This is a genomic window from Bradyrhizobium sp. AUGA SZCCT0283 (assembly GCF_018130385.1).
Classification (GTDB): domain Bacteria; phylum Pseudomonadota; class Alphaproteobacteria; order Rhizobiales; family Xanthobacteraceae; genus Bradyrhizobium.
On record NZ_JAFCLU010000044.1, the window covers coordinates 14,504 to 39,293 of the forward strand.

A 24,790-nucleotide genomic window follows, 5' to 3' on the forward strand; every position below is an offset into this window, starting at 1 on the left:
TCAACAGATCCTCGGTAGCTGCTCGCCGGCGAGCCAGTCCACCATGCGTACGCCGCCGAATGCGGTCCGCATCTGGACAAAAGCAAGATCGTCGGCCACGACTTCGCCGATCACCGCCGTCTCCCGCCCGAGCGGATGGGCGCGCATGACGGCCAGCAGACGATCCGCATCACCCGGCGCACAGATTGCGATAAGCTTGCCCTCGTTCGCGATATAAAGCGGATCGAGACCGAGCAGCTCGCATGCGGCCCGCACGTCGGCCTTCATCGGAATTGCCGTCTCGTCGAGCCGCACGCCGACGCGCGATTGCTGGGCGATTTCGTTCAGCGTGGAAGCGAGCCCGCCTCGCGTCGGGTCGCGCAGCACCCGGATGCCGGGCACGGCCGCCACCATGTCGGCGACGAGGCCGTGGAGCGCGGCGCTGTCCGAGCGGATTTCGGTCTCGAAGGCCAGGTTCTCGCGTTTCGACAGGATGGCGACGCCGTGGTCGCCAATGCTGCCGTTGAGCAGGATGACGTCGCCCGGTCGCGCCTTGTCGCCCGAAACATCGACACCTTCGGGAACGACGCCGACCCCGGTCGTGGTGATGAAAACCCCGTCGCCCTTGCCCCGCTCAACCACTTTGGTGTCGCCGGTAACGATCGGCACGCCGGCGAGCCGCGATGCCGCCGCCATGGAGACGACGATGCGCTCGAGATCGGCAAGCGGAAAGCCCTGCTCCAGGATGAAGGCGGCGGACAGATAGAGCGGCCGGGCCCCGGCCATGGCGACGTCGTTGATGGTGCCGTGCACGGCGAGCGAGCCGATATCTCCGCCGGGGAAGAACAGTGGTGAGACTACATGCCCGTCGGTGCTGATGACGAGACGGCCGGCAGGCGGCTGAAATGCCGCCTGGTCGTTGCCGGCGCGGAGCATCGGGTTGTCGAAGTGCCGCACGAACAATGCCTGCACCAGTTCGGCGGTGGCCCGGCCGCCGCTGCCGTGCATCATGTCGATGGACCCCGATAGCGGGATCGTGCCGCCGACAAAGCGTGCGTCGTGCGCGGTCATGCGGCGGCCTCCGTGGAGGGCGCCGTCGGCCTGCCCGGTTGGCGGAAGCGGCCATAGGTCCAGTAAGCGGCGCAGGCGCCTTCGGAGGAGACCATGCACGAGCCGATCGGGCTCTCCGGCGTGCAGACGGTGCCGAACAGCTTGCAGTCGGTGGGCTTCTTGGCGCCACGCAAGATCGATGGACACTCGCAGCTCTTGGCATCGCGCGCGGGTTTGGTCTCGATGCCGAACCGCAACTCGGCATCGAATGCCGCGAACTGCCGCCGGATCCGAAGCGCACTGTAGGGCACGAGCCCAAGCCCGCGCCACTCGAAGGAGGGCCTGAGCTCGAAGACCTCGGCGACGAGCGCCTGGGCCTTGCGGTTGCCTTCGCGCGTGACAACGCGGGCATACTGGTTCTCGACCTCGTGGCGCCCCTCATTGAGCTGGCGGACAATCATCAGCGTCGCTTGCATCACATCGAGCGGCTCGAACCCGGCGATCACCACCGGGCGCTGGTATTCCTGCGCGAAGAACTCATAGGGCTGACTGCCGATCACGGAGCTGACATGCGAGGGGCCGAGGAAACCGTCGATCGCCACCGTGCCGATTTCGCGTACCTCCGGACTTTCGAGGATATGCGTGATCGCCGCGGGCGTCAGCACATGGTTGCAGAAAACCGAGAAATTCTTCAGTCCGGCCGCGGCGACCTGCTTCAGCACGACCGCCGTCGGCGGCGTGGTCGTCTCGAAGCCGATGGCAAACAGAACCACTTCGCGATCGGGATTCTCGACCGCGATGCGAAGCGCATCTTGCGTTGAATATATCATCCTGATGTCGGCGCCTTCGGCCTTGGCCTTGAGCATGCTGCGCCGCCCGGTGGCCGGCACGCGCATCATGTCGCCGTAGGTGCAAAGGATTACCCTGGGATCGCCGGCGAGTTCGAGTGCGTTGTCGACGCGACCGATGGGCAGCACGCAGACCGGACAGCCCGGACCATGCACGAAGCGCAGGTTGGCCGGCATTAGATCCTGAACACCATACCGAAAGATCGCGTGGGTATGCCCGCCGCAGAACTCCATGACATTATAAGTGTGCGACGTGTCGACCTCGCGGGCGATGGCCGCGGCCAGCCCCTGCGCGAGATCGCCGGCGCGAAACTCGTCGACGTATTTCATGGCGCGTCCCCCTCGGCGAACTCCTTCTCAGGGTTCTCGCCCGCCTCGCGCATCAGGGCGAGCGTGCGATCCGCTTCCTCCGGCGACAGCCGATGCAGGGCGAAGCCGACGTGGACCAGCACGAAATCGCCGACCGAGACCTCGTCTAGCAGCGCGATCGAGATTTCCTTCTTCACCGGCCCGAGCGCGACGATGGCCGTCTCGCGGCTGTTGTCGATCGACACGATCTCGGCGGGCAATGCCAGGCACATGCGTCAAACTCCCTATCGCGTCGCGGCTGCGACCTCGCCACTGGGGAAGGCGAGCGTGCGCGCCGCCTGCAGCCACGCGATCCACGCCGCCATGCCTGCCCCGGTCTTGGCCGAGACCTCGATGACCTTGATCCTTGGGTTGACCTTGCGGGCGTTGGCGACGCACGCCTTGGCGTCGAAATCGACATGCGGCAACAGATCGACCTTCGACAGCAACATCAGGTTGGCGGACGCGAACATATCGGGATATTTCAGCGGCTTGTCCTCGCCCTCGGTCACCGACAGCACGACAACGCGGTGCGCCTCGCCGAGATCGAACGCCGCCGGACAGACGAGATTGCCGACGTTTTCGACGAACAGCACCGCCCCATCAGCGGGTCGCAAGGTCTCGACTGCATGGCCGACCATATGGGCGTCGAGATGACAGCCTTTGCCGGTATTGATCTGAAGCGCCGGAACGCCGGTTGCCCGGATGCGTTCGGCGTCGTTGCTGGTCTGCTGATCACCTTCGATCACCGCAACAGGCACTTGAGTCTTGAGCAGTTCGATGGTGGCGACAAGCAGCGTGGTCTTGCCGGAGCCCGGACTGGAGACGACATTCAGCGCCAGGATGCCGGCGGCGTCGAAGCAAGCCCGGTTGGCGGCGGCATAGGCATTGTTCTTCGCCAGGATATCCTGCTCGATTTGCACCATGCGAGTCTGGCTGAGACCGGGGGCATGCGCGCGAGCGGGCCCGGCGCCGAAATCCATCACCGCAGCTCCGGGGCCATGCTGGTGGTGGTGATGCTCGTGATGCGGATGTTCGTGATCGCCGTCATGGCCATGATGATGGTGATGATCGCCATGATGATGACGCCCATCGTGATGTGCATGGCTATGCACGGTTCCGTCGGCATGGGCGTGCTCGTGAGGTCTGCTTCTTGCAGCGCCTTCGATCGTGGTTTCGCCCGTCGCGCATCCGCAAACTGTACACATCAGTCGACCTCCAGTTCCTTGATCCTCAGTTCATCCCCCGAGGTCATCTGCAACTGATGCCCGCCACATTCGGGGCAGGCATCAAAGCGCCGGACCACCGCTACACTCTTGCAGCACGACAAGCACCAGGCCTGTGCTGGGCTTGTCTCGATCTCAAGCCGTGCGCCATCCGCCAGCGTTCCCTTGACCACGACGTCGAAAGAGAAACGCAGCGATTCCTCCTCGACGCTGGCAAGTGGACCGATTTCCAGCCAGACGGTCCTGACCCGCGCGTAATCGTGCTGGCGGGCCTGCTCCTGCAGCGTCGTCAGAATGCTTTCCGCCAGCGCCATCTCATGCATCAGTGCACCGCAAGACTATATTCAACACAAGGGTCGAATGCCGTAATCATCAGATCCGCCAAGCCACGCGCATCGCTCCGCCCGCTGCCGGCGATCTGCGCGAGAGCCCGAGCGGCGGCACCCTCGGGATGAAAATTCCATTCGGTCGGGGCCACGATCAGATAGCGCTTCACGAGCCCGCGCTGGATCTCGACACCGTGGATAAGCCGGCCACGCGCCGCCTCGCTGCGCGCGATACCGATGCCGTCCCCGCAGGCATCGACCGTTTCGTCGCCCTCACTCCCGAGGCTCCCCGCTTCGCCAAGGTCAGTCATCCGATCGGGCAGGCCCGCGAGCTCGACGAGCCGCGCGACCAGCCGCGCGCCGATGCCATGCTCGCGCCCGTCGCCAAGCGCCTGGATCAGCGGATGCCGGGCTTGCCGCGACAGCGCCGTCGTTTCCCGGGGGCGCCCCTCCCAGGTTGGCAATGCGATGAACTGCTCGGCGTTTTCGCCGAACAGCATGCTGGCAAGGTCGACGTCATCAATATCCGGCACGGCATCGATGGAGACCGAGCCGATCTGCAACGCGGCGGAGCGCAACGTCCGCTGCAACAGAAGCTGGGCGGGCAATCTGCCCGCATGGGCCCAGTCTCCGAGATCCGCGAGTGTGCTTCGGGCGAGCCAGGTATCCGGAGGCTCTCCGAACACAACCGTCTCGAGGAGATCGCCGAGATCGGCGACCGCGCTTTCGATCGCCGCAACATCGCACCTCACCACGCCGCCCGGCTCAAACACGGTTCCGCTGCCGGCCATTGCCTGGCGAAACCGCTGGTCGAGCCCCATCACCTGGCGCAGCGTTGCCGGATCGGTCGCCAATGCCATGCAGCGCGGCCAATCCATCGCCACTCGTAGCAAATGCTCGCGGGCTGTTTCCGCCAACAGCAGAGAATCGCGCATTCGCCTGGTTTCGGAGGATGTTGCGATGCCGAGCGCGCGCTCGCACGCCGTCGCCGCCGCCGCGCCCTGCGCCATGCCGCAAACGCCGAACACCAGCGGCACCAGGTTCGCCACCTCGGCTGGCCGGCGGCCATGGAACATCCGGGTCACCCCGCGTGGACGGCTCGATGCGATCCGGGCCGAGGCGGACGACCCGGACCGGCACGTCAAATCGATATCCAGGCGCCCCGCAATCGTCATGGCTCGACAACCTCGGCTTCAGGATTGCGGCCGAACAATAGACCGCGCCGCGACAGCTTCCCAGCCTCCATCGCGTCGCCGCCCGAATGAGGGCGCTCTCCGGCCGATCCGGCGCCGGCCGGCTGCTCTGCATCGTCAGCCAGACGGACGTCGAACAGTACCGTGACAGCGGATTCCGCCGTGATCAGCGCCGCGCCGTGGCTTTCGAACTCCAGCACCGGCGAAAACAGCGAGCACATCTGATAGCGGCCCAGACCGCCCTCCTCACCGACGATGAATTCGAAGCGTCCGGCGGGAAAGCTGTGAGTGACAGTGCTACCGATCTGCAGGGCAAGGTAGTCTTGGCGCTGGCCGGACGTGCGCGGCAGCAGCATCAAATTGATGAACCAGGGCGTTACCAGCGCGGACAGCCAGCCGGCCTGCACCACGCGTGTCCCGACGGCCTTGACTGCAAGCGCGGGGTTGAGAATTGGCACGTCCTGCATCCGCTCGCGATGCACCCGTTCGAAGGCCGCCTCCAGCCCGGCGGCGACAGCGCGCAGCTCCACATCCGTCGGCTTGGGTTCGAGCATGCTGTCAGCCATGTGTTTCATCGTCGAGCACGAGAAAGCCGTCCTTGGCACCGTCGCAGTTGGGACATGTCCAGTGCTCCGGCAGTCCAGTGAAGGGCGTGCCAGCTGGAATCTGCCAGTAGGTGTCTCCCTCGACCGGATCGTAGACGTACCAGCAGATCTTGCACTCCAGACGCGTGGCGTCGTCGATCTTGGCGTTGTCGCCGCCGAACGAGCCCGCAAAGAAATGATCGCTCACAGGTAGACGTCCAGAATCTCGCCCAGCCGCTGGGCGCTGTCCTCGAGGTCCTCCGGCGCCGCGCAGGCCACGCTTGGGATATCGGTGATCTCGATCGTGTTCAGGATGACCGCCTCGCGGGAGTTGAAGTAGCGCACATACCAGCCATTGCGCGTTGCCGTCGACGAAATGCGGCAATTGCCGTAGCCGCGCGACAGGATCGTCACCGAGCCCGATCCGAGCCGCGCATCGAGGTAGCTGACGTCCTCGTCGCTGAGCGGCAGCAGGCTCAGATTGATGACATGAGCCTCGGCGCCCGGCCGCCAGGCCGCGAGTTTGTCAGTCATCTCCGTAACCAGCGCCGGCGCATTGTAGACCATGGCGGGTAGCGGTCCGTCGTGAGACTTCAAGACAGGCGCCGTGGCATCCTGAGCCGATAGCAGCACGCAACGGGGAAAGCCGCCGACCTCGATCGTGTCCCTTTGCAGACGGCCCGCCGCGTTCAGTTCGTGAACGCGCCACACGCCGGCCAGAACCGATTCCTGCGCCTGGATGGTACTTCCCGCGACGATAGAGACCTCGCCGTCCCCGAGCACCTGATCCACGAAAGCCCGGTTTTGCCTGTCGAGCGCGCCGAGATCGAAGCTCGCGCTTCTCCCTTCGGCAAGCGCATCGCGGACTTCGCCCAGAAGGGCGAGCGCCGAATCGATGTCCTCGACTTCGTCCGGCTCCGGTACTGCGGGCATGGCGTAAGTCCGCATGGCCTTCGGCATTTCCATGTAGGCGAGTTCGGCGCCGTCCGCGTCGGCCGGCTGGGTTCCAGGTCCGACGATCCCCATGTTGATCCCGCTCATGCGACCTCTCCCGAATGATCGTGGCTGTCCGATCCGCTTGCCCTCAGATGCGCGGCGATGCTCGCGGGCAGATTGAAGGGCGGCGGCTCGCTGGGGCTGCGCGCCAGAATGGCCTCGATCTCGGCAAAGTAATCTTGCCAGTCGAGCAGCCGGGTGATCGCGCCGAGATAGCCCCGGCGGCGAAGAAATACGAAAGCCGGAAAGGTATTGAAGCGGAAGCGCCGCTGCAGCGCGCGCTCGGAGGCCTTCTCGACCAGCGCCGGGGCCAGGCGCCCACCGAACGACTTCATCAACTCGGCAACGATGACAGCGGCGTCGTTGCTTTCGACCAGACGGTCGGCATCGCCGGGAAAGAACAGCAGCGAATGCTCATGGGCATCGAGAAAGGCATCCACATTCGCCTCGCCGACGAGGCTGAACCCGTGTCTTTCGACCAGCGCGTCAATGAGTGGCGTCGACATCGGCACTATCCTTTCGAGATGGCGGCAACTGGATTTTGAGGTGGGGCGGAAGTTCCGGCTCGCGGCCGGCAAGATCGGGAAACAGGTGGTCGATGTCTTCGGTCTTTCCACCGAGAGCCAGCCTGAGCGCATCGAGCGCACTGCCGATGAGCAACGCCTGTTCGGACGTCACCACCTCGCGTGCGGCGTCGAGGAAAACCAGAACCCACGTCCCTTCCGGCTGATCGCCGACGAGGCGCATATCGATCTCGCGGCGCTCGCCGGCGGCTTCGCAGATGGCGTAGCCGGATTCCGGTCGGATCACCTGCATGGGCACACCGATGCACATCACCCGACTCCGGGCGTTTGTGGAGGCTGTCGATCGGCTGTCCCAGCATGGACCCGTTCCGCCATCAACACGCGCGGATCGCCGAAGCGACAGGCATCCTCGGCGGAAGGCCGCTGCGCCTCATAGCGCGACATCACCATGTGCTCGCAGGCGAGCGTCTCCGTTTCCGGCAACGGCACGTCGCGCCGATAGCCGCTGATCCCGAAGCGGGCGAGGAAATCGATCGCGTGCTGGATTGCCGGACCGATACGCGCCTTCATCTCGTCGCGCAGCGAACCTCCGAAGTCGTCGAGTTCCACCGGCTGCACACCAATCAGGTACAGGTGCTGCGTCGCGCCGCCCAGAAGCTCGGCCGTGGCCAGCACTTCCTGAAATCCCGTCTGATGCAGACTGATCTTTTTCGCGCCGAGGAATTTGGGCACCTCATCGCCCTCGACCAGCTTGATCGTGCCGGGCGGCAAGCCGTAATCGACCGCATCGAACACGATCAGGATATCGGCCTCGCGCACATGCTGCACGAGATAGAGGCCCTGCGTGCCGCCATCCATCAGGCGGACATTTTCGGGCCACTGATAAAGGCGGTGCATTGCCTCGACGGCGCGCACACCGAACCCCTCGTCAGCCCATAGCAGATTTCCGATCCCGATGATCAGGACCTTCGGCGTTTCCATCGCACGCCTCCTCGTTCTTGATTGCCGAGCGTTGCGTTAGGGAAGTGGTTAGCAAGGTTTGGGCCACCGGATGAAATGGCAACAAAAACAGTGAACTATCCCTCGATGATGCAAGGCAGCGGCCGGGATCGATGCAAGCGAAATTGCCAAACACCAACCGGATCTGGAAAGCCGGCTTCCAGCCTCGTAGCACCTGCAGGGCCAATTCCTGGCGGCCCCCTTTGGGGCGGTCCTGCTTGGTCAGAACATTTCCAGGACGCCCGCCGTATTGGCTCATCCGCTGACAGGGCGCCGTGACTGACGGATACGCTTCCCGTCGCGTCCCGCAAAAGCAATCGGGGCGCGTGAAACGCGCCCCGTGCCGTTGTTATAACCTTTGCGGACGCCTGCCGCCGTTCAGTGACGATCGTCAGGCGGCCGCGCGTCCTTGAACGTGCGCCAACCGGAGATCATCGTGCTGACGATGCTCTGCCGCGACATCACGTCTTCACGAAGGGCCGCATAGACGTGAACCAGCACGAAGCACACGATGGCCCACATCCCGACATGATGCCACGTGTGGACATTCTGGCTGTTGCCGAACAGGCCGATGATCCAGCCGGAGAACCAGCGGTACTGCCACGAGCCCATGCCTTCGCCCTCGCCGTAGAGGGCCAGGCCCGTCGCCATCATGAAGACGATGCCCCACACGAACACGAAGTGCATCACGAGGGTGGCTAGCGGATTGTGGCCCTCGTACTTCTTGGGTTCCCTGGCGATGAAGAGATACCACTTGATCTCGTGGAAGACTTCACCCCACCAGTGGGCGTTGAACAGCGGCGGCAGGAATATCTGCCGCGCATGGGGATTGCCGACGAACGCCCAGTACAACCGGAGTATAAAGCCGGCGATCAGCACGTAGCCGGCCGCAAAATGGGCGAACCTGATGTAGCCCATCAGGTAATGATCGCTCGCCTCACCCGATAGCGAGGGAAAAGGCGCGCCGATGAAATATCCCGTCACCGCCAGCACGAGAATGGCGAGAGCGTTGATCCAATGCCAGAGCCGGACCGGCCCCTCATAAACGTAGACCGCCTGCTGTATGGTTGCGCCGGAATCTATCGACATGACGCTCTCCTCACAATGTCGCGACGAGATAAGCGCCGGATGCCACAATACCGGCTCCGAGCAGGCGGGACGCATGCGGCACGACGGCGATGGTGCGGCCGACCACGATGCCCGCGATGTGCAGGATCGCGGTTGTGATCGCGAAGCCGGCCATGTAGCCAACCATCGTTCCGGTCGCCTCGATGCCATGAGCATGGCCGTGGAAGACGGCGAACAACGCGATGAGTGCCGCGCCCACCCCGACCGGCAGACCGACGCCTGCCGCGATCAGCGCACCGAGCGCCACCACCGACATCGCGATCGCAGTTTCTGCCGCGGGCAGCGCGACCGCGGCCAGAGCAAGCCCCGCCCCCGCCAACATGGCGGCCACGAAGATCGCCGGGACGATCCAGACCCGCCGCCCGGCGACAAGCGCCGACCAGATGCCGACCGCGATCATGGCCAGCATGTGGTCGAGCCCGCCCAGCGGGTGGGCAAGTCCGGCCACGAAGCCGTGCATGTGCGGCTCTGCCCCGCTATGCGCGAAAGCTGGCGTTGCGAGTGCCGCCAAGGCGGCGGCCGATGCGAAACGAATGAATATTTTCATTGGTTTGTTCTCCATCAACGCACCGTGACATTGGCCAGTTCACGTCCATCCTCGCTCATGACGTGGGTGGAGCATGCGAGGCATGGATCGAAACTGTGGATCGTCCGCAGGATCTCGACCGGTTCCTCGGCACGCTCGACCTTGGTGTTCATCAGCGAAGCCTCGAAGGCGCCGATATTGCCTTCGTTGTCGCGCGGGCTGCCATTCCAGGTCGTCGGCACCACGCATTGGTAGTTGTCGATCTTGGTGTCCTTGATCTTGATCCAGTGGGCCAGCGCGCCGCGCGGAGCCTCGGTGAAGCCGACACCTTTGACCTCGACCGGCCACGTTTTTGGATCCCAGCTCTCGACGTTCGCGGTCGAGCTGTCGCCAGCCTTGATGGTGGCGATCAGCTTGTCCATGAAGTGGCGCTGCTTGGAGCAGCACCATTGCGCCTCGAGCGCGCGGGCGGCGGTGCGGCCAAGCGTCGAGAACAAGGCGCTGACAGGGACGTCGAGCGTCTTCAGCACCATGTTGATCTGCTCGGTGATTTCCTTGTCGCCCTTGGCATAGCCGACGACATAGCGGGCAAGCGGACCGACCTCCATGGCGTGTCCCTTCCAGCGCGGTGCCTTGATCCAGGAGTATTTCCCACCCTCGTCGATTTCCCGGATATTGGTCTTGGTGCCCTTGGCATTGGGCCCGAGCACGTAATTCGGCACCGTGACGCCATCCCAGGGGTGCAAGCCCTTCTTCTCGTCGGGATATTTGTACCAGGAGTGCGGCACGAATTCCTGGATCTGCGAAGGATCGCGCAGATCCACAGGGTGAACCTCCTTGAGATTGCCGTTGATGATGGCGCCTGACGGCATCAGCAGGTTGGAGGGCGAATAGTCGTTGGCGTATTCGGGGATATCGCCATAGGCGAGCACGCTCTTGCCCGACAGGCCGCCGCCGTAGAGCCAGCCCTTGTAGAAGCTGGCGATGGCCAGAATATCGGGGATGTACACGTTCTGAATGAAGGTCGTCGTCTGATCGATGATCGAGGAGACGAAGTTGAGACGCTCCATGTTGATGGCGCCGACCGCGCCCTCGCCGTGGACATTGATGGCGCAGGGAACGCCGCCGACCAGCCAGTTCGGATGCGGATCCTTGCCGCCGAAAACGACGCGCGTCTTCATGATCTGGGACTGGAAATCCAGTGCCTCGAGGTAGTGCGTCACGGCCATCAGGCTGGCTTCGGGCGGCAACAGATAGGCCGGATTGTCCCAATATCCGTTCTTGAACGGCCCGAGCTGGCCGCTCTCGACGAATTTCTTCAGGCGATTCTGCACGTCGCGGAAATAGCCGGGCGAGGACTTCGGATGGTTGGGACCGGTCGCGATCTGCAACTCGCTGGTCGCTTTCGGATCCGCCTTCAGCGCATGCACCGGATTGACCCAGTCGAGCGCATGCAAATGGTAGAAATGCACGAGATGATCATGGATCTGCAGCGAGAGCTGCATGATGTTGCGGATCGAGTTCGCATTCTCGGGGATCTTGATCTTCAGCGCATCCTCGACCGCGCGCACCGAGGTCAGCGCGTGGGTGCCGGTGCAGACGCCACAGATGCGCTGGGTGAACGCCCAGGCGTCCCGCGGATCGCGGCCCTTGAGAATGACCTCGAGGCCGCGCCACATCGTACCCGTGGAAACGGCGTTGGTGATCATGTTGTTGGCGTCGACGTTGACCTCGCAGCGCATGTGCCCTTCGATGCGGGTCAGCGGATCCACGACAACGCGCTTGCCGCTGGTGTCTAGCGTGAAGCCGTTCGGCGTCTGAACGTTCATTGTGAATTCTCCCCTGTGTTCGCCGGCGCCTTGTTGCGGGCGCGCTTGATGGCGCTGACGGCGGCGTGCGCGGCCGCGGCCGCGCCGACCGCGGCGACGGCGGTGCCGCCGACCTTGTCGGCGTTCGCTTCGATGCCGAACTGATGAATGTCGGAGAGCCGGTTGTAGAACGAACCGTTATCCCAGAAACCGTCTTCCGAGCAGCCGATGCAACCGTGGCCCGACTGGATCGGGAAGGAAAGACCGCCCATCCAGCGCGTGGTCGAGCAGGCGTTATAGGTGGTGGGGCCCTTGCAGCCCATCTTGTAGAGGCAGTAGCCCTTGCGCGCGGCGTCGTCATCCCAGTGCTCGACGAATTGCCCGGCATCGAAATGCGGTCGGCGATAGCACTTGTCGTGAATGCGCTGCGAATAGAACATTTTCGGCCGCCCCTGGCGGTCGAGCTCGGGAATCTTGTCGAACGTCATCATGTAGGTGACGACGGCGGTCATCACCTCCGGAATCGGCGGGCAGCCCGGCACCTTGATGATCGGCTTGTCGCGGATCACCTTGTGGACCGGAACGGCCTGTGTCGGATTGGGCCGTGCGGCCTGCACGCAGCCCCATGAGGCGCAGCTGCCCCAGGAAATGACCGCCTTGCAATCCTTCGCGGCGAATTTGAGCTGCTCGAGGAACGGCTTGCCGCCAATGATGCAGTACATCCCGTCTTCGTTGAGCGGCGGGTTGCCCTCCACGGCGAGAATGTAGTTGCCCTTGTACTTCGCTACCACCTCTTCGACGATCGCTTCGGCCTGATGCCCGGCGGCCGCCATGATAGTGTCGTCGTAGTCGAGCGAGAGCATCGACAGGATGACGTCCGACGCCAGCGGATGCGAGGAGCGGATGAAGGCCTCCGAGCAGCAGGTACACTCCAGACCGTGCAGCCACAGCACCGGCACGCGCGGCTTGGTCTCGAGCGCCTGCGCCATGGTCGGCGCAAATTCCGGTCCGAGCCCGAGCGACGCCGCCGTCAACGAGCAGAATTTAAGAAAACTTCGGCGCGAGATGCCCTGGCGCCTCAGCACGTCGTAGAATGTTTCGGTCATCGCCGGCGTCCCTCCATTTTGCGCTGGCCGCTTGTTGGCGCGGCGGTCGCTCGTGAAAAGATTGCAAAGGCCGGGCCAACCAGAATGCTGTCAATGTTTCAGCAGGTTAGAAGAAAATGGCGGCGCTGGATCGGATGCGGACTTAGCAAGTCCGTCATCAAGTGGTAAGCGCGTTACCAGGCTTCCGTTCCCTGCCTGAACGCATCCTGCAGCGGCTGCGGCACCGACGACGAGCCCCGGGGCAAGAGACCGCCTCACCCCCAATTCAGAATCGCCCCGCGACCGTCAGTCGAATTGCCAGCGGCTCGACTGGATGCAGCACCCGGTCCATTACGCCGGTCTGGCAGACGGCAGCAGGCGCGGTTGGCGGACCCGCTGCCGGAAAGCACATTGAAAATAGCGAATCCGATCGCAGGAGCGAACCGTAGGCGTAAGCGATCTGGTCCGAGCGGCTGTTCAGAATATTGAAGGCATCGAGCTGAATACGCCAGCCATTGTCCAAGCGATAACCGAGCCGGCCGTTCAACAAACCGGTCGCCGGCGAAACAAAGGCCTTGTCTTCCGTCAGGGGCCGCGGTCCAAAATAGCGATAGCGGAGCGCCGAGAACCAGCCGGTCTTCTCGCCAAGCGTGATCCCGGCGGAAGCGATCACATTCGGCGCGCCCGGAATGTAGTTGCCCGGCGCATTGCCGATCTGTGCGGCGGGAAAGCCGGCGAGCGAGGCATACAGTGCCGCCTGATCCGGATCATCGCCGCGGAAGCGCGCGTGCGTCACGGCAATATCGCCTTCGAGGGCGAGCCACGACAATGGACGATAGTCGTTGGTCCATTCAATGCCATAGCGGCGGCTCGGCCGGCTCGCCACAGTATCACCGGCGTCGCCAACGAACAGAATTTCGGACTTAGAATCCAACAGGAATGCACTGACCGCGCTGGTCAACCCCGGAATGACCTTGCTCCGCAATCCGACTTCGGCTCCCCTGGTTCCGACCAGAAACGGCGAGCCCTGCAGTGGCGAGCCGTCGCTGGGCGATTCCCTAATCGTCACCCCACGGGCATCGTTGCTGTGAAACCCATCGCCGGCGTTGATGAAGAATTCGGTTTTGGCGAACGGCCCAAATACCACGCCGAGTTTGGGGCTGCCGATGAAAGCAGTGGCGTTACCGGAGTTGGCCGGCGTGAAGAAGGAATTCACCGAGGTCCGGTAGAAATCGCCACGCCAGCCAACAATCGTTCGGAGCCAGTCGGTCCAGTGCAGCGTGTTCTGCACGAATACGCCGACGCTGCCCTCGCGGGCCGAGTCGCTGCGAATGGGTGACGAAAACTGCCGCCGCACGGTGTTACTCAGATCGAGCCTGATGTCGTCATAGCGGCTTTGCACCCCGATCTCGGTTTCCGCGGGCAAGCCAGCGAACCGGCTCTTGAATGTATGCGACGCGTTGATGCCGCCGAGGATACGATCGTCGTGCTGATGAAACTGATCGCCATTGACGGGATCGCTGAGGAAGTAGGTGAAGTTGTTCCAGAGATTGAGTGAACTCTTGACGAGGTAGAAATTGGCCTTCGAGGAACCGCCCTCGCTGGTCTGCGCCCAGCGGCCCGATACCGAGAAGCGATCGGAACTGCCACCGTCGCTCGGATCCAGCGCGCCAAAGAGCCCAATCTCGCCGGAAGCGATCGCCCGCGACGGGATCTGATCGGTGGAATTCCATTTGTTCGCATAGGCCATCCCGGTCAGCGAGAAGCCATCCGCCGCCGTGCCCTGGCTGTAACGCACAACGCCGTTGAGCTTGCGCAGTTCGTCGGGATTGTCCCATGGGCCATTGTAGGCGTTGACCTCGCCTGCAATCAGCAGCGCGCCCTCGCCGAGCTTCGTCGATGTCACGCCGAAGCCGCGGCGGTAGCCGAAACTCCCGGCAGTGATCGACGCCATCGTCTTGATGCTGTCGAGCAGGCTGACATGGACTGATCCCACCGAGGAGAAGTCGCCCTCGTCGGCGAAATAGGGCCCTTTGCGTATGTGGACCGATCCGATCAATTCGGGGATCAGGAAATTCAGGTCGGTGTATCCCTGGCCATGCGCATGAGTGCGCATGTTGACAGGCATGCCGTCGATCGAGATTGCGAGATCGGTGCCGTGGTCGAGATTGAATCCGCGCAGGAAGTACTGATTGGCCTTGCCGTCGCCGCTGTGCTGGGTGACGACCAGTCCGGGCACCACTTCGAGCGCCTCCGCAGGCCGCGACAACGGTCTCGTATTGACGTCCTCGCCACTGACAATTTTCTCGCTCGAAGACATGGCTGGCAGCGGAGCGGTCCCCGCGGCATTCGCGATGGGGACTGCATTGGCGGCCGCAGCCGGGCCTTGGATCGGGCTGCGCTTCGACCGTCGGCCGCTGCCGTTCCTCAGCTTGAGATTAGTGTCCTGACGCCACTGAGGTGCGTCCACCTCAATCGCTGGCAGCGTGGTAGACCTTAGGCTCTGTGCCGATGCGCTGGGTCCCGCCACAAGCGAGCACGTCAACACGATCGCGCTCAACCGGTGTAAAGATCGATGCGCCGCACCCCGCAGCACGGGCGCGATGAATGGATCCCCTCCCCGGCACCCGAAATATGCCCAAGTGAATATGTGCGCACAGCCCGTCCCCAAGCGTGGCTCCCTATGTGGAGGAACACCCAAGGGTCGGTGTCTTAGTTGCGCGACATTGTCCGACTTGATGTATGAATCCCCGACGGGCCCGTTGTTGTGGTCCGACAAGAACGGATCGCTGACATGACTGGTATGATATTGTCAATATTTTATCATACCCCGGCGCAACCGGCAGGAGATGGAATTGCCGCGCATCACGATCGCGCTCGACGACGACAACTGCACTATGGCCGCGCGGTAATGATACCGACCGAAATCGGCAAGAAGGCTGCCTCAAGCCGCAAGCGAGCCGGCGATCGGCACTGACGCCCGATCGGTTCTGGCTCGTGCCTTGGGGATGCGAGGGTCAATCCTCGCCGGCGGTATGCTTCCTGCGGATTCGCCGCACCGTCCACCAGATCGCGAAGGCGGCGATCGGCACGAAGGCTGCGGTCACGATGCTTGGCTCGGCCGCCATCCGGCCGCTGTCGTGGGCCGCCTTCACCAGATAGCCGAACAGCCCGACGACATAATAGGTGATGGCCGCAACGGAAAGACCCTCCACCGTGGTCTGCAGCCGCAACTGCAGCCGCGTCCGTGCATTCATCGATTTGAGCAGTTCCTGGTTCTGCTGTTCCAGTTCGACATCGACCCGGGTACGCAGCAGGTTGGCGGCGCGCGCAAGTTTCAGCGAAAGACTCGACTGCCTGTTCTCGATGGTGACGCAGGTGCGCAACGCCGGCTTCATCCGCCGCGCCAGGAACGAGGTCCAGGTCGGCAGCCCCGCAACCTTGCGCTCGCCGATGGTCTGCAATCTTTGCTCGACGATCTCTCCATAGGCGGGGCTGGCGCCGAAGCGGAACACGCTCGCGGCCGCGCCTGCCTCGACCTCCGCGGCCAGCGCCGTCAACTCGTCGAGCAGCCTGTGGTTGCTGGCGAGATCGCCGGCGCGGCGCATTTCTTCGGTGACCTCGACGAGCCGCCGCTCGGAGGCAGCGATCGACGGCGCAAGGCGTTGCGCTTCCGGCAGGCCGAGCAGCGCCAGCGTGCGATAGGTCTCGATTTCGATGACCCGCTGCGCCAGCGCGCCGGTCCGCTCGGCATCCATGCCGCGGTCGATCACCAGAATCCGCACGAAGCCGGACGGTCCCGGCTGGAAATCGGTGGCGTAGACCGCGACGCCATCGGAGTTTTCCGCCACCGCAAGGCTGGCGCGGTCGAACAGCCGTTCCGGGGCGGTGCGCGGGGGGTCTTCCGCCAGCAATTGCAGGTCGACCGCGACCAGCAGCGGCCCGGGCTGCGGAACCAACCGCATCGGCGTGGCAAGCGATGCCGCATCCGGATGGAAAGGCGCGCCGCCGGGGTCGGCCGGCATTTCCCAGGTGTAGGTGGTGAATTCCGAATGCTGTTCCCAGCGCAGGATCGTGCCACCGAACGGTGCGCGGTACTGCTTTTCTGCTGCCGCCGGAGGCGTTAGTCCGCGCGATGTGCACAACGCCACCAGATTGGCGCGATCGGCCTGCGCCCGCGCGCCTGAGGTGTCGAAACCGAAATGCAGAATGCGGGACGGCAGCGTCAGCGGCGTGAATGGCCTGGCGTGGAGTTCGCCGAGGACGACGGCACGCAGCGGATGCGGCGTCAGCCGCGCCGGCTCGCCATCTCCTACCAGAACCTCCGTTCTCATCGCAGTATCCCAGTCGATCAAGCGCCTGAAGAAAATCAGCGCACGACCCACTAGCATTCCATGGCCCCTGACAAAAGCCGGAAGGCATTGCTGGACAGTCACCGAATGATCGCGAGGCGGCCGTGTCTCATCTAAGCCCTTGAGGTCGGGATCGACACACAGCCAGTACCACCGCACCCGTTTCGCACCAGAAACGATCTCACCAAAGCGCGACGAACGCGATTGAACGCAGATGAAAGCGCAGCAAAATCAACGAAGCTGACCTATATCCTGCCGCTCATAACGGTCTGGTTGCAGGTCGAGCTCTTTCCGAATCGACAACTAAACCAATAGTGCTTCGGCTCCGAAGATTGACCCCACAGACACGAGGTCCATCAAAACATTTAGGATGCCGATCGGCCCCGGACCCCACGCCGATTCACATTTGGTCGTCAACCGTGCGATTCGTCCTATTTGTAGGCCACAGCTACCCAGCAACCATACCCGCGCTCTGGATTTCTTTCACACGGAAGAGGTCCAAGGTTCGATCCCTTGTGCGTCCACCATACAAAGCCCCTGATGTCGGGCTTTTTGCATTTTTGGCAGAAGGGCTTGACTGGATCGCGATAACAATTCGTCAGCGAAAATCTGTGACTGGCATCTCGTCGAATGTCTGATCGCGATAGGTGCGCCCGGTCATCTTCTTTCTGGTACCTCCCCACTGCTTGAAAAAAAAGGCAGTCCCGGATTCCCGGCAAGACGCCTCGATCTCATCGACCCATTCTTCAAGCATCGGCCGTGATCGCGGCCCGCTCTCGCCGCCGACAATCACCCACTGAATGCCGGTTAAATCTGCAGCAGCTACCGATGCCAGCAGCGGCTCGAAAGAAACGAACCGGATCGCAGCATTCACGTTTCGCAAAGCATCGATGCGATCGAGATAATCGCCGCTCTCGACGCTGGTGCCGAGCCATACATTCGGCAGCTTCTTCAACTTCGCGGTGACCTCAGTCATACGTTCCGGGCGCTTAGTCAGGATCTGGTAGGTGTGTTGCGGAGTCGCTTCCATCACCTTCCAAACCTCAGCGACGAATGCCGCCGGTACCGCATCGTGGAAAAGATCAGACATCGAGTTCACGAAAATGCGTCGCGGCTGCCGCCACTTCGGCGGCACCACGAGCGCATCGCGATCGAGTCGGATCTTGCCCGTCCATTTGGCTCGGCCGCCGCTCTTGCGCGTGAGGTCATGGTATTTCTCCATGCCCATGGCATCAAGCCGCGCTGCCATTCGCATAGCGTAACAGTTCGTGCAGCCAGGCGACAGTACGGTACAGCCAGCCACCGGATTCCAAGTAGCGTCCGTCCATTCGATTGAGGTGTCCGCCATGCTTCAAAATCCCATATCTCTTTGACCGCCCGGATTCCGGACCGCGCTCCAGAGCTTCTGCGCGAGATCATGCGCAGCGACAAACATGAGCCAATAAAGACGCTGGCCTTTTGATCCAACTACTAGCTCGACCCCTTGTGCCGGCATTGTTCCGAGCTTTCGAATCTCGCCAAGCCAGTATTCCATCAATGCAGCGCGAAAAGGCGCGATTGCTTGGTTGGGGTTCACCCTTTTCCGCCAGTCCGGCTCGAATTTATCGAACACGCCTCCTTGAACGCTGTAGCGATCGAGGTTCCTTTGCAGGTCCTGTACACTGACATGCACGAGCATATCCATATGCTTGAATCGCGCCAACTTCTCGATGATGTCGAACGAAAGATATTCGAGGTTGTAGGGATCCAGAAACGCGAAATGCAGGCCTGAAGGATTGAGCGCATAGACTATATCGTCGATGGCCAGATCCACAGGTTTGTTGTGAACTACCGCGGCGCCACCAAGCGCGCGAATGCGTTGGTCCAAGGCGTCAGTCTTCTCTTGATCGATATCGTTGAAGTGCAGTTCGGAGAATCTGACGCCGCTGGCATGGGCAGCTTTGTAGGCGACTAGCGGACTGCCATCGATATAAGTCGAAGTGCCCTCAATCACCGACCGGCCTGATGCCGAGAAAAGCTCGATGTAGGACGCGCCACCCGTTCCCTTGGGCGGAACGAACACTTTGCGAGCACCGCTCGCAAGCCGAATATATTCACTCAACCGTTGATGCTTTTCCGACGCCCAAGGTCCGACGACATCAACCATCAAGCCATCGATTGGGTCGACCTCTCTAGTTGCCACGATATCACCCCCAAGGTGCAACTTATCAGATAGCTGCCCCGGGTTGAGAAAAATCAACGGAATAAGCTTACCGGGGTCCTATGCTATTGAGTTTGCTAGGCTCAGCCCTCCCCTCCCACGGGAGAGGTCCAAGATTCGATTCTTTGTGCGTCTCCCAAAAGTCCGCCTAAAACACCCCGAGCGTTCGAAGGCCGTAAATGATGCCGAAACTCACGAGGCATAAACCGGCAGTCAAACCGAAATAGAGCGGTCTCAGCACTGCGGGGATCGCATCGGGAATCATCTTGAGCTTGTGCTCAGGATCTCCCCACTTCACTGTCCTGAATTTGTAGACGTTGTCCTTCGACATGAATCGGGGATGCCCGACAAAGTTTAAAGACCCCTTTCCAGCTGCCGGACAATTAGGCCCGATATCGCTGCAGTGTCCTTTAGCTTACCGGAAGGCCGTTGCTCTAGTTCGCTTACATATCCGCGTTCAGGTAGCCGACGATGACCGCCCAGAAGATCATCATGACCCTCACCACCCTCGCCGGCGGCGCCGTCGGACTGCTCGCGCCGATCGGATTCGTCAAATGGCTGTTGCAAACCGACCCGGAAGAGGCCGGCATTCTGACGCTGTTTTTCTTTCCGGTGTGGTGCCTGCTCGTGGTGCTCGGCCTGTTGGTCGGGCGCAAGGCGGGACTTCGCGTGACCGGCGGCAAGCGGATCGCGCAGAGAAAAGCTTAAGTCAGATCCCCAGCAGCCAGATCGCCACGATGGTGCCCAGCGTCGCAAGGCCGCTGATGGTCCATCCGGTCGCGTAGGAGATGTCGTCGTCGCTGGTGCCGCGCATCGCGTCGGCGCCCGTGGTTGCTGACCGCCACTGCATGGCATTGCTCCAAGAAGCCTGCCCGCAGGGATAACGTTGGTCCGGGTTCCCGGTTCCGCTCTATTTTGGCGGCCCGTCAGCAGAGGCCGCCAGATCGGTCTTCACCCGCCGGTCGTCACACGAAGGAAAGCCGGCGCGCGTCGGCCGGCGCGATTTCGTTTTCGTCGCCGACGATGATGGTGACTTTCCACCCCTCGCTGGCCCAGACCCGCGCTTTGGCGACCGCCACCAGCATGCTGCTTCGGTCCATCCTGACGGTCTCGTCCCTGCGTTCCGCCACGATCCTGTACGCCATGCCACATCCCCTACGCACGTAGAACTACAGGGGAACGATGTTCGGTTACCGCTTTGGCCGCAATTGGCCGATAATTTGTCCAATCGGGGGCATGGTTAACGGGCTTGGGGACAATTCGGGCCCTATTTGGCGGCTTTTCGTACCGGAAGCGCCGGTTTTGTCACCCCATCGAGCCCGGTCAGGATCAGGACGGTCAACAGCGCGTTCTGCGGGCCGTACCAGGCGTTAACCGGCTTGTACCACTCGTTGCGGGAGTGCCAGTTGCCGCCCTCCCCGCCGCCGCCGATGGTGACGGCGGGAATGCCGAGCGACATCGCGATGTTGGAATCGGTCGAGGAGCCGGCAAAGGTCGGCCGCGGCCCGCGGGTGACGGCCGAGACCGCGCGCTGGGTCGCCAGCACGATCGGCGAATCCATCGCGACGATGCCCGCCGGCCGGTCGCCGATCAGTTTTGCCTCCACCGTCATCTTGTCCGATTTCCAGCGCGCGTTTTCATCCGCCACCGCCTCCTTGACGAGTTCGAGCAGCCGCGCCTCGAGCTTGAGCAGTTCGTCGGTCGAGTTCGAGCGCATATCGACGGCCATCCGCGCTTCGGCGGCGATGGCGTTGACCGAGGTGCCACCGTTCACGGTGCCGACGGTAAATGTGGTCTTGGGATCGGACGGCGGCTGCAACTCCCCGATTTTCGCAATCGCCCGGCCCATCGCATGGATCGCGCTCGGCAATCCGAACTCCTGGAACGAGTGCCCGCCGGGGCCCTTGAAGGTGAATTCGTAGCGATGGCTGCCGGTCGCCTGGTTGACGACGCGGGTGATGCCGAGCCCGTCGATCGAGATGAAGCCGTCGATATCGGTGTGATCGCGGAACAGCGCCTTCACGCCGCGGAGATTGCCGAGTTCCTCCTCGCCGACCGTGCCGACGAACATGATGTCGCCTATGGTCGCGATCTGGTTTTCGTTCATCACCTTGATCAGCGACAGCATCGCCGCAAGCCCGCGCGAATCGTCGCCGATGCCTGGCGCTACGATGGCGCCGTCCTTCTCCTTCACCGTGACGTCGGTGCCTTCGGGAAACACCGTGTCCAGATGCGCCGACACCACCAGCCTGGGCCGGCCGCCGGCACTGCCCTTGCGCAGCGCGATCACATTGCCTTCGCTGTCGATGGCAGTGTCCTTGAAGCCGAGTTCCTGCATCCGCTTCTGATAATATTCGGCGCGGACCTTTTCCTTGAACGGCGGCGCCGGAATTTCGGTGATGCGCTTCTGTTCGGCAAAGGCCCGCTCATCGTCGGCCTTGATGTCGTCGAGCGCCTTGACGATTTTGGGATGGGCGAGGATGGCTTCCAGGTCAGGCGCGGAAACGGCTTGCGCCCACGCCTGCTGCACCAGCGCATGCTGCGCGAGGGCGACGAATGCGATTGTCAGGATCGATCGAGTAAGCGTCATCAAAAAATCTCCGGTCGCAGGTTTCATCCTGCGCTTAAGCCCGCATCCTTCAGCCGCGCCGCGAACCAGCCGGACAGCGCCTGGTCGAAAACGCCGCTGGTATAGACTTCCGACGTCGTGACCTGCGTCTTGCCGAGCGTCAGCAGCACGCCGATCCAGTAGGCGAACCACAGATGCGGATCGGTCAGCGCCCGCAGCTTGTGCTGGTCATGTTCGAGCGGCTGATGATTGGCCGATTTCCGCACCTCGACGGCGAGCAGGTTGTTGGGAATGGCGCGCTGATGCACCACGATGTCGGGATAGATGGATTTGGCGAGGTGATCGTCGGTCGAGACGATCGTTCCGTGCGGCAGCCGCAGCGTGCGGTCGCCCAGCCGGTCGTATTCGCAATCGATCTCCCAGCCCGGGAACTGCTTTTCGAAATGCACCGCCAGCCGATGCGTCAACGCGCGCTCGCCGGCCTCCTTTTCGAGCAGAAAGGCTTCGCGCGCGTAGAACTCGTGAAGTGCAGTGATGACCTTGTTCAGTTCGGTCTGCATGACGCCTCCCACGAAGGCGAGCGGTCAGGGTCGCCTTACATCTGCACTTCGATCAGCCGCGGTCCCGGTTCGGCGATGGCTTCCGCCAGCGCCTTGACGAAATCATCGACATTGGCGACCGCGCGGCCCGGCACGCCCATGCCCTTGGCGAGGGCTACGAAGTCGAGGTCCGGGCGGTCGATCTTGAGCATGTCGAGCGCCCGCTGTCCCGGCTCGCCGGCGCCGACGCCGTCGAACTCGCCCCGCAATATCTGGTAGATCTTGTTGGCAAATACAATCGTGACGACGTTGAGGCCTTCGCGCGCCTGCGTCCACAGCGATTGCAGTGTGTACATGGCGCTGCCGTCGCCGACCATGCAGATCACCTTGCGGTCCGGGCACGCCACCGCGGCGCCGGTCGCGACCGGCGTCGAGAAGCCGATTGAACCGCCCATGTTCTGCAGCCAGTCGTGCGGGGCGGCGGCCGCCGTCGGCGGAAAGAAGCCGCGGCCGGTGGTGACGGATTCATCGACCACGATGGCGTTTTCCGGGATCGCCATCGCGATCGCCTGCGCGATCGAGGCATGCGTCAGCGCGCCGGTCGGTTTTGCCAGTTCGACCAATTTCTGCGGCTGGCGGTCGGCCGGCTGGGCGTGGAGCGCACCGGCCAGCGCTTCCAGCGCGGCGACGGAATTTTCGGCGCCCGAGGTCATGCGGTGCACCTCGCAGCCCTGGGGTTTGAGCATGCTCGGCTTGTTCGGATAGGCGAAGAACGCGACGGGGTCGTTGGCCTCGACCAGCACGATGTTCTTGAAATCCTTCAGGATCGGCAGCGCCTGCTCGATCACGTAAGGGATGCGGTCGATCGCGAACCGGCCCTTGCCGCGCGCCATGCGCGGATTGTAGGTCTGGCCCATCACCTTGCAGCCGGTCTTGCCCGCGATCTGGGCGGCCAGCGCCAGCCCGTGCTCGGTGAGCGCGCTGCCGGTCATCAGCAGCAGCGTCGACGCGCCGCCGTTGCGCAGCACCTTGGCGGCATGGTCCACGGCCTGCGCGGAATAATTGGCGCGCTGGCTTTCCGCCGGAACCTGGGCGATGCCATCGGCCTCGTTCCAGGCGGTATCGGCGGGCAGGATCAGGGTTGCGATCTGCGCCGGCGCGCTTTTCGCCGCGGCGATCGCGGCGGCGCCGTCAACGGCGACGGATTTCGAATCCGGCGAGGTCCGCACCCAGGACGACATCGGCCGCGCCAGCCCCTCGATGTCGGAGGTCAGCGGGGCGTTGTAGCCGATGTGATAGGTCGCGTGCTGGCCGACGATGTTGACGATGCCGGAATTGGCCTTCTTGGCGTTGTGCAGATTGGCGAGGCCATTGGCGAGGCCGGGGCCGAGATGCAGCAGGGTCGAAGCCGGCGTGCCCTTCATGCGGTAGTAGCCGTCGGCGGCGCCCGTCACCACGCCCTCGAACAGGCCGAGCACGCAGCGCATCCCCTCAACCCGGTCCAGTGCGGCGACGAAATGCATCTCCGAGGTGCCGGGATTGGTGAAGCAGACATCCACGCCGCCTGCGACCAATGTCCGCACCAGACTTTCCGCACCGTTCATCGTCTCGTTCCCCTTCGCGCTTCGTTCCCAAGAGCCGCTGACGATCAAACATTGTTCGCACGTTTCGTCAAAGGTTTAGCGGAACAATGCAGCCATCGCCCAGGGCATGTTGCCTTTTTTAACCGCGGCGTTCGAAAATGGCTGGGGTCACGGGGTCGTTGCTTGCACGATCGCCGCAATTATGGCCTGTCTCCTGCATATTCAGTTTTTTTCACGAGGAAGAAAATGACCCGGGCTTTTGCTTTGCTGTTCGCGGCGGTGACGATGCTGGCGGCGGCCGGCCACGCGCAGGCTCAAGGCTTCCAATTTCAAGGCTTCGAATCTCAAGGCTTCGTCGACACACGCGACATCATGGGCGGCGGCCCCGGTTTCTTCCGACCCGGCATGCCCAGCGGATCGAGCCCGATCCCGCGCACCACCGTGAACTTCGCCGGCAATTACGCCCCCGGGACCATCTACATCAACACCGCCGAGCGCCGGCTCTATCTCGTGCTCTCCAACGGCCAGGCGATCCGCTATGGCATCGGCGTCGGCCGCGACGGCTTCCGCTGGGGTGGAACCCACCGCATTTCCGCAAAGAAGGAATGGCCGAGCTGGACTCCGCCGGCCCAGATGCTGCGACGGCGGCCGGATCTGCCGCGCCACATGGCGGGCGGCATCGACAATCCGCTCGGCGCGCGGGCGATGTATCTGGGATCGACGCTCTATCGCATCCACGGCTCCAACGAGCCCGAGACGATCGGACAGGCGGTGTCGTCCGGATGCTTCCGCATGACCAATGAGGACGTGACCGATCTCTATAGCCGCGTGTCCATCGGCACCCCGGTTGTCGTGAAGAACTAGGAGCGTTTTCAAGCGAAGCATGCCCTCGGACTTGATCCGTGGTGACCGGTTCGCGTCAAGAAA

28 protein-coding genes are annotated in these 24,790 nt (G+C 62.9%); 2 read left to right on the forward strand and 26 right to left on the reverse strand.

Annotated features, from left to right (window positions below):
* The 21 genes from hypE to JQ624_RS34530 all read right to left on the reverse strand — a co-directional run bounded on the left by hypE (position 1) and on the right by JQ624_RS34530 (position 19,503).
* Positions 1–1,050 carry a hydrogenase expression/formation protein HypE gene (gene hypE / locus JQ624_RS34430; protein ID WP_212423330.1) on the reverse strand — a complete coding sequence of 350 codons (1,050 nt, stop codon included), beginning with the start codon at positions 1,048–1,050 and terminating at the stop codon, positions 1–3.
* The gene (gene hypD, locus JQ624_RS34435) at positions 1,047–2,207 is read right to left on the reverse strand and encodes a hydrogenase formation protein HypD (RefSeq protein ID WP_212423331.1); all 1,161 of its coding nucleotides are present in this window, start codon (positions 2,205–2,207) and stop codon (positions 1,047–1,049) included. The genes hypE and hypD overlap by 4 nt, the downstream gene beginning before the upstream one ends.
* Positions 2,204–2,458, reverse strand: coding sequence for a HypC/HybG/HupF family hydrogenase formation chaperone (locus tag JQ624_RS34440; protein WP_212423332.1), 255 nt, complete (start codon positions 2,456–2,458; stop codon positions 2,204–2,206). Before JQ624_RS34440 ends, hypD begins: the two co-directional genes overlap by 4 nt.
* Before the next feature lie 12 nt (positions 2,459–2,470).
* A complete protein-coding gene (gene hypB, locus JQ624_RS34445) occupies positions 2,471–3,433 on the reverse strand; it encodes a hydrogenase nickel incorporation protein HypB (RefSeq protein ID WP_212423333.1) in 963 nt (320 codons plus the stop codon).
* Positions 3,433–3,774: a hydrogenase maturation nickel metallochaperone HypA gene (hypA, locus tag JQ624_RS34450; protein ID WP_212423334.1), complete on the reverse strand. Its 342-nt coding sequence runs from the start codon at positions 3,772–3,774 to the stop codon at positions 3,433–3,435. The genes hypB and hypA overlap by 1 nt, the downstream gene beginning before the upstream one ends.
* Positions 3,774–4,952 carry a nickel-dependent hydrogenase large subunit gene (locus JQ624_RS34455; protein ID WP_212423335.1) on the reverse strand — a complete coding sequence of 393 codons (1,179 nt, stop codon included), beginning with the start codon at positions 4,950–4,952 and terminating at the stop codon, positions 3,774–3,776. The genes hypA and JQ624_RS34455 overlap by 1 nt, the downstream gene beginning before the upstream one ends.
* The gene (gene hybE / locus JQ624_RS34460; RefSeq protein WP_212423336.1) at positions 4,949–5,536 is read right to left on the reverse strand and encodes a [NiFe]-hydrogenase assembly chaperone HybE; all 588 of its coding nucleotides are present in this window, start codon (positions 5,534–5,536) and stop codon (positions 4,949–4,951) included. Before hybE ends, JQ624_RS34455 begins: the two co-directional genes overlap by 4 nt.
* Positions 5,529–5,762: a rubredoxin gene (locus tag JQ624_RS34465; protein ID WP_212423337.1), complete on the reverse strand. Its 234-nt coding sequence runs from the start codon at positions 5,760–5,762 to the stop codon at positions 5,529–5,531. Before JQ624_RS34465 ends, hybE begins: the two co-directional genes overlap by 8 nt.
* The gene (locus JQ624_RS34470; RefSeq protein WP_212423338.1) at positions 5,759–6,595 is read right to left on the reverse strand and encodes a hydrogenase expression/formation protein; all 837 of its coding nucleotides are present in this window, start codon (positions 6,593–6,595) and stop codon (positions 5,759–5,761) included. The genes JQ624_RS34465 and JQ624_RS34470 overlap by 4 nt, the downstream gene beginning before the upstream one ends.
* Positions 6,592–7,056 (reverse strand): hydrogenase-1 expression HyaE, encoded by a 465-nt coding sequence (locus JQ624_RS34475; RefSeq protein ID WP_212423339.1) that lies wholly within the window; start codon positions 7,054–7,056, stop codon positions 6,592–6,594. The genes JQ624_RS34470 and JQ624_RS34475 overlap by 4 nt, the downstream gene beginning before the upstream one ends.
* Positions 7,037–7,384 carry a HypC/HybG/HupF family hydrogenase formation chaperone gene (locus JQ624_RS34480; RefSeq protein ID WP_212423340.1) on the reverse strand — a complete coding sequence of 116 codons (348 nt, stop codon included), beginning with the start codon at positions 7,382–7,384 and terminating at the stop codon, positions 7,037–7,039. Before JQ624_RS34480 ends, JQ624_RS34475 begins: the two co-directional genes overlap by 20 nt.
* Entirely contained in the window at positions 7,384–7,989 is a 606-nt protein-coding gene (locus tag JQ624_RS34485; RefSeq protein ID WP_409334407.1) for a HyaD/HybD family hydrogenase maturation endopeptidase, read from the reverse strand. Before JQ624_RS34485 ends, JQ624_RS34480 begins: the two co-directional genes overlap by 1 nt.
* Before the next feature lie 462 nt (positions 7,990–8,451).
* The gene (gene cybH / locus JQ624_RS34490) at positions 8,452–9,162 is read right to left on the reverse strand and encodes a Ni/Fe-hydrogenase, b-type cytochrome subunit (protein WP_212423342.1); all 711 of its coding nucleotides are present in this window, start codon (positions 9,160–9,162) and stop codon (positions 8,452–8,454) included.
* Positions 9,163–9,172: 10 nt separating this feature from the next.
* A complete protein-coding gene (locus JQ624_RS34495) occupies positions 9,173–9,748 on the reverse strand; it encodes a HupE/UreJ family protein (RefSeq protein WP_212423343.1) in 576 nt (191 codons plus the stop codon).
* Positions 9,749–9,762: 14 nt separating this feature from the next.
* On the reverse strand, positions 9,763–11,556 hold the full coding sequence (locus tag JQ624_RS34500; protein ID WP_212423344.1) for a nickel-dependent hydrogenase large subunit: 1,794 nt from the start codon (positions 11,554–11,556) through the stop codon (positions 9,763–9,765).
* On the reverse strand, positions 11,553–12,641 hold the full coding sequence (locus tag JQ624_RS34505) for a hydrogenase small subunit (RefSeq protein WP_212423345.1): 1,089 nt from the start codon (positions 12,639–12,641) through the stop codon (positions 11,553–11,555). The genes JQ624_RS34500 and JQ624_RS34505 overlap by 4 nt, the downstream gene beginning before the upstream one ends.
* A gap of 265 nt (positions 12,642–12,906) precedes the next feature.
* Positions 12,907–14,940 (reverse strand): TonB-dependent receptor, encoded by a 2,034-nt coding sequence (locus JQ624_RS34510; protein WP_212423346.1) that lies wholly within the window; start codon positions 14,938–14,940, stop codon positions 12,907–12,909.
* A gap of 697 nt (positions 14,941–15,637) precedes the next feature.
* Positions 15,638–16,954 (reverse strand): DUF3422 family protein, encoded by a 1,317-nt coding sequence (locus JQ624_RS34515; RefSeq protein WP_212423347.1) that lies wholly within the window; start codon positions 16,952–16,954, stop codon positions 15,638–15,640.
* 616 nt (positions 16,955–17,570) lie between these two features.
* On the reverse strand, positions 17,571–18,320 hold the full coding sequence (locus tag JQ624_RS34520) for a DUF5131 family protein (RefSeq protein ID WP_212423348.1): 750 nt from the start codon (positions 18,318–18,320) through the stop codon (positions 17,571–17,573).
* A gap of 3 nt (positions 18,321–18,323) precedes the next feature.
* Positions 18,324–19,118 carry a three-Cys-motif partner protein TcmP gene (gene tcmP, locus JQ624_RS34525; protein WP_212423349.1) on the reverse strand — a complete coding sequence of 265 codons (795 nt, stop codon included), beginning with the start codon at positions 19,116–19,118 and terminating at the stop codon, positions 18,324–18,326.
* A 202-nt stretch (positions 19,119–19,320) separates the two neighbouring features.
* Entirely contained in the window at positions 19,321–19,503 is a 183-nt protein-coding gene (locus JQ624_RS34530; protein WP_212423350.1) for a hypothetical protein, read from the reverse strand.
* A 140-nt stretch (positions 19,504–19,643) separates the two neighbouring features.
* Between JQ624_RS34530 and JQ624_RS34535 the strand changes: the two genes are divergently transcribed.
* Positions 19,644–19,880, forward strand: a complete 237-nt coding sequence (locus JQ624_RS34535) for a hypothetical protein (RefSeq protein WP_212423351.1) — start codon at positions 19,644–19,646, stop codon at positions 19,878–19,880.
* A 1-nt stretch (position 19,881) separates the two neighbouring features.
* Here the strand turns inward: JQ624_RS34535 and JQ624_RS34540 are convergent, their stop codons facing one another.
* From JQ624_RS34540 to JQ624_RS34560, 5 genes are all read right to left on the reverse strand, one after another.
* A complete protein-coding gene (locus JQ624_RS34540; protein ID WP_212423352.1) occupies positions 19,882–20,022 on the reverse strand; it encodes a hypothetical protein in 141 nt (46 codons plus the stop codon).
* A 115-nt stretch (positions 20,023–20,137) separates the two neighbouring features.
* Positions 20,138–20,317 (reverse strand): hypothetical protein, encoded by a 180-nt coding sequence (locus tag JQ624_RS34545; RefSeq protein WP_212423353.1) that lies wholly within the window; start codon positions 20,315–20,317, stop codon positions 20,138–20,140.
* Positions 20,318–20,439: 122 nt separating this feature from the next.
* Entirely contained in the window at positions 20,440–21,762 is a 1,323-nt protein-coding gene (locus tag JQ624_RS34550) for a M20/M25/M40 family metallo-hydrolase (RefSeq protein ID WP_249130298.1), read from the reverse strand.
* A gap of 23 nt (positions 21,763–21,785) precedes the next feature.
* Positions 21,786–22,301 carry a hypothetical protein gene (locus tag JQ624_RS34555; RefSeq protein ID WP_212423355.1) on the reverse strand — a complete coding sequence of 172 codons (516 nt, stop codon included), beginning with the start codon at positions 22,299–22,301 and terminating at the stop codon, positions 21,786–21,788.
* Positions 22,302–22,336: 35 nt separating this feature from the next.
* A complete protein-coding gene (locus tag JQ624_RS34560; RefSeq protein ID WP_212423356.1) occupies positions 22,337–23,884 on the reverse strand; it encodes an acetolactate synthase large subunit in 1,548 nt (515 codons plus the stop codon).
* 225 nt (positions 23,885–24,109) lie between these two features.
* Here JQ624_RS34560 and JQ624_RS34565 point away from each other — a divergent pair, with 225 nt between their 5' ends.
* The gene (locus JQ624_RS34565) at positions 24,110–24,727 is read left to right on the forward strand and encodes a L,D-transpeptidase (RefSeq protein WP_212423357.1); all 618 of its coding nucleotides are present in this window, start codon (positions 24,110–24,112) and stop codon (positions 24,725–24,727) included.
* Positions 24,728–24,790 lie beyond the last annotated feature (63 nt).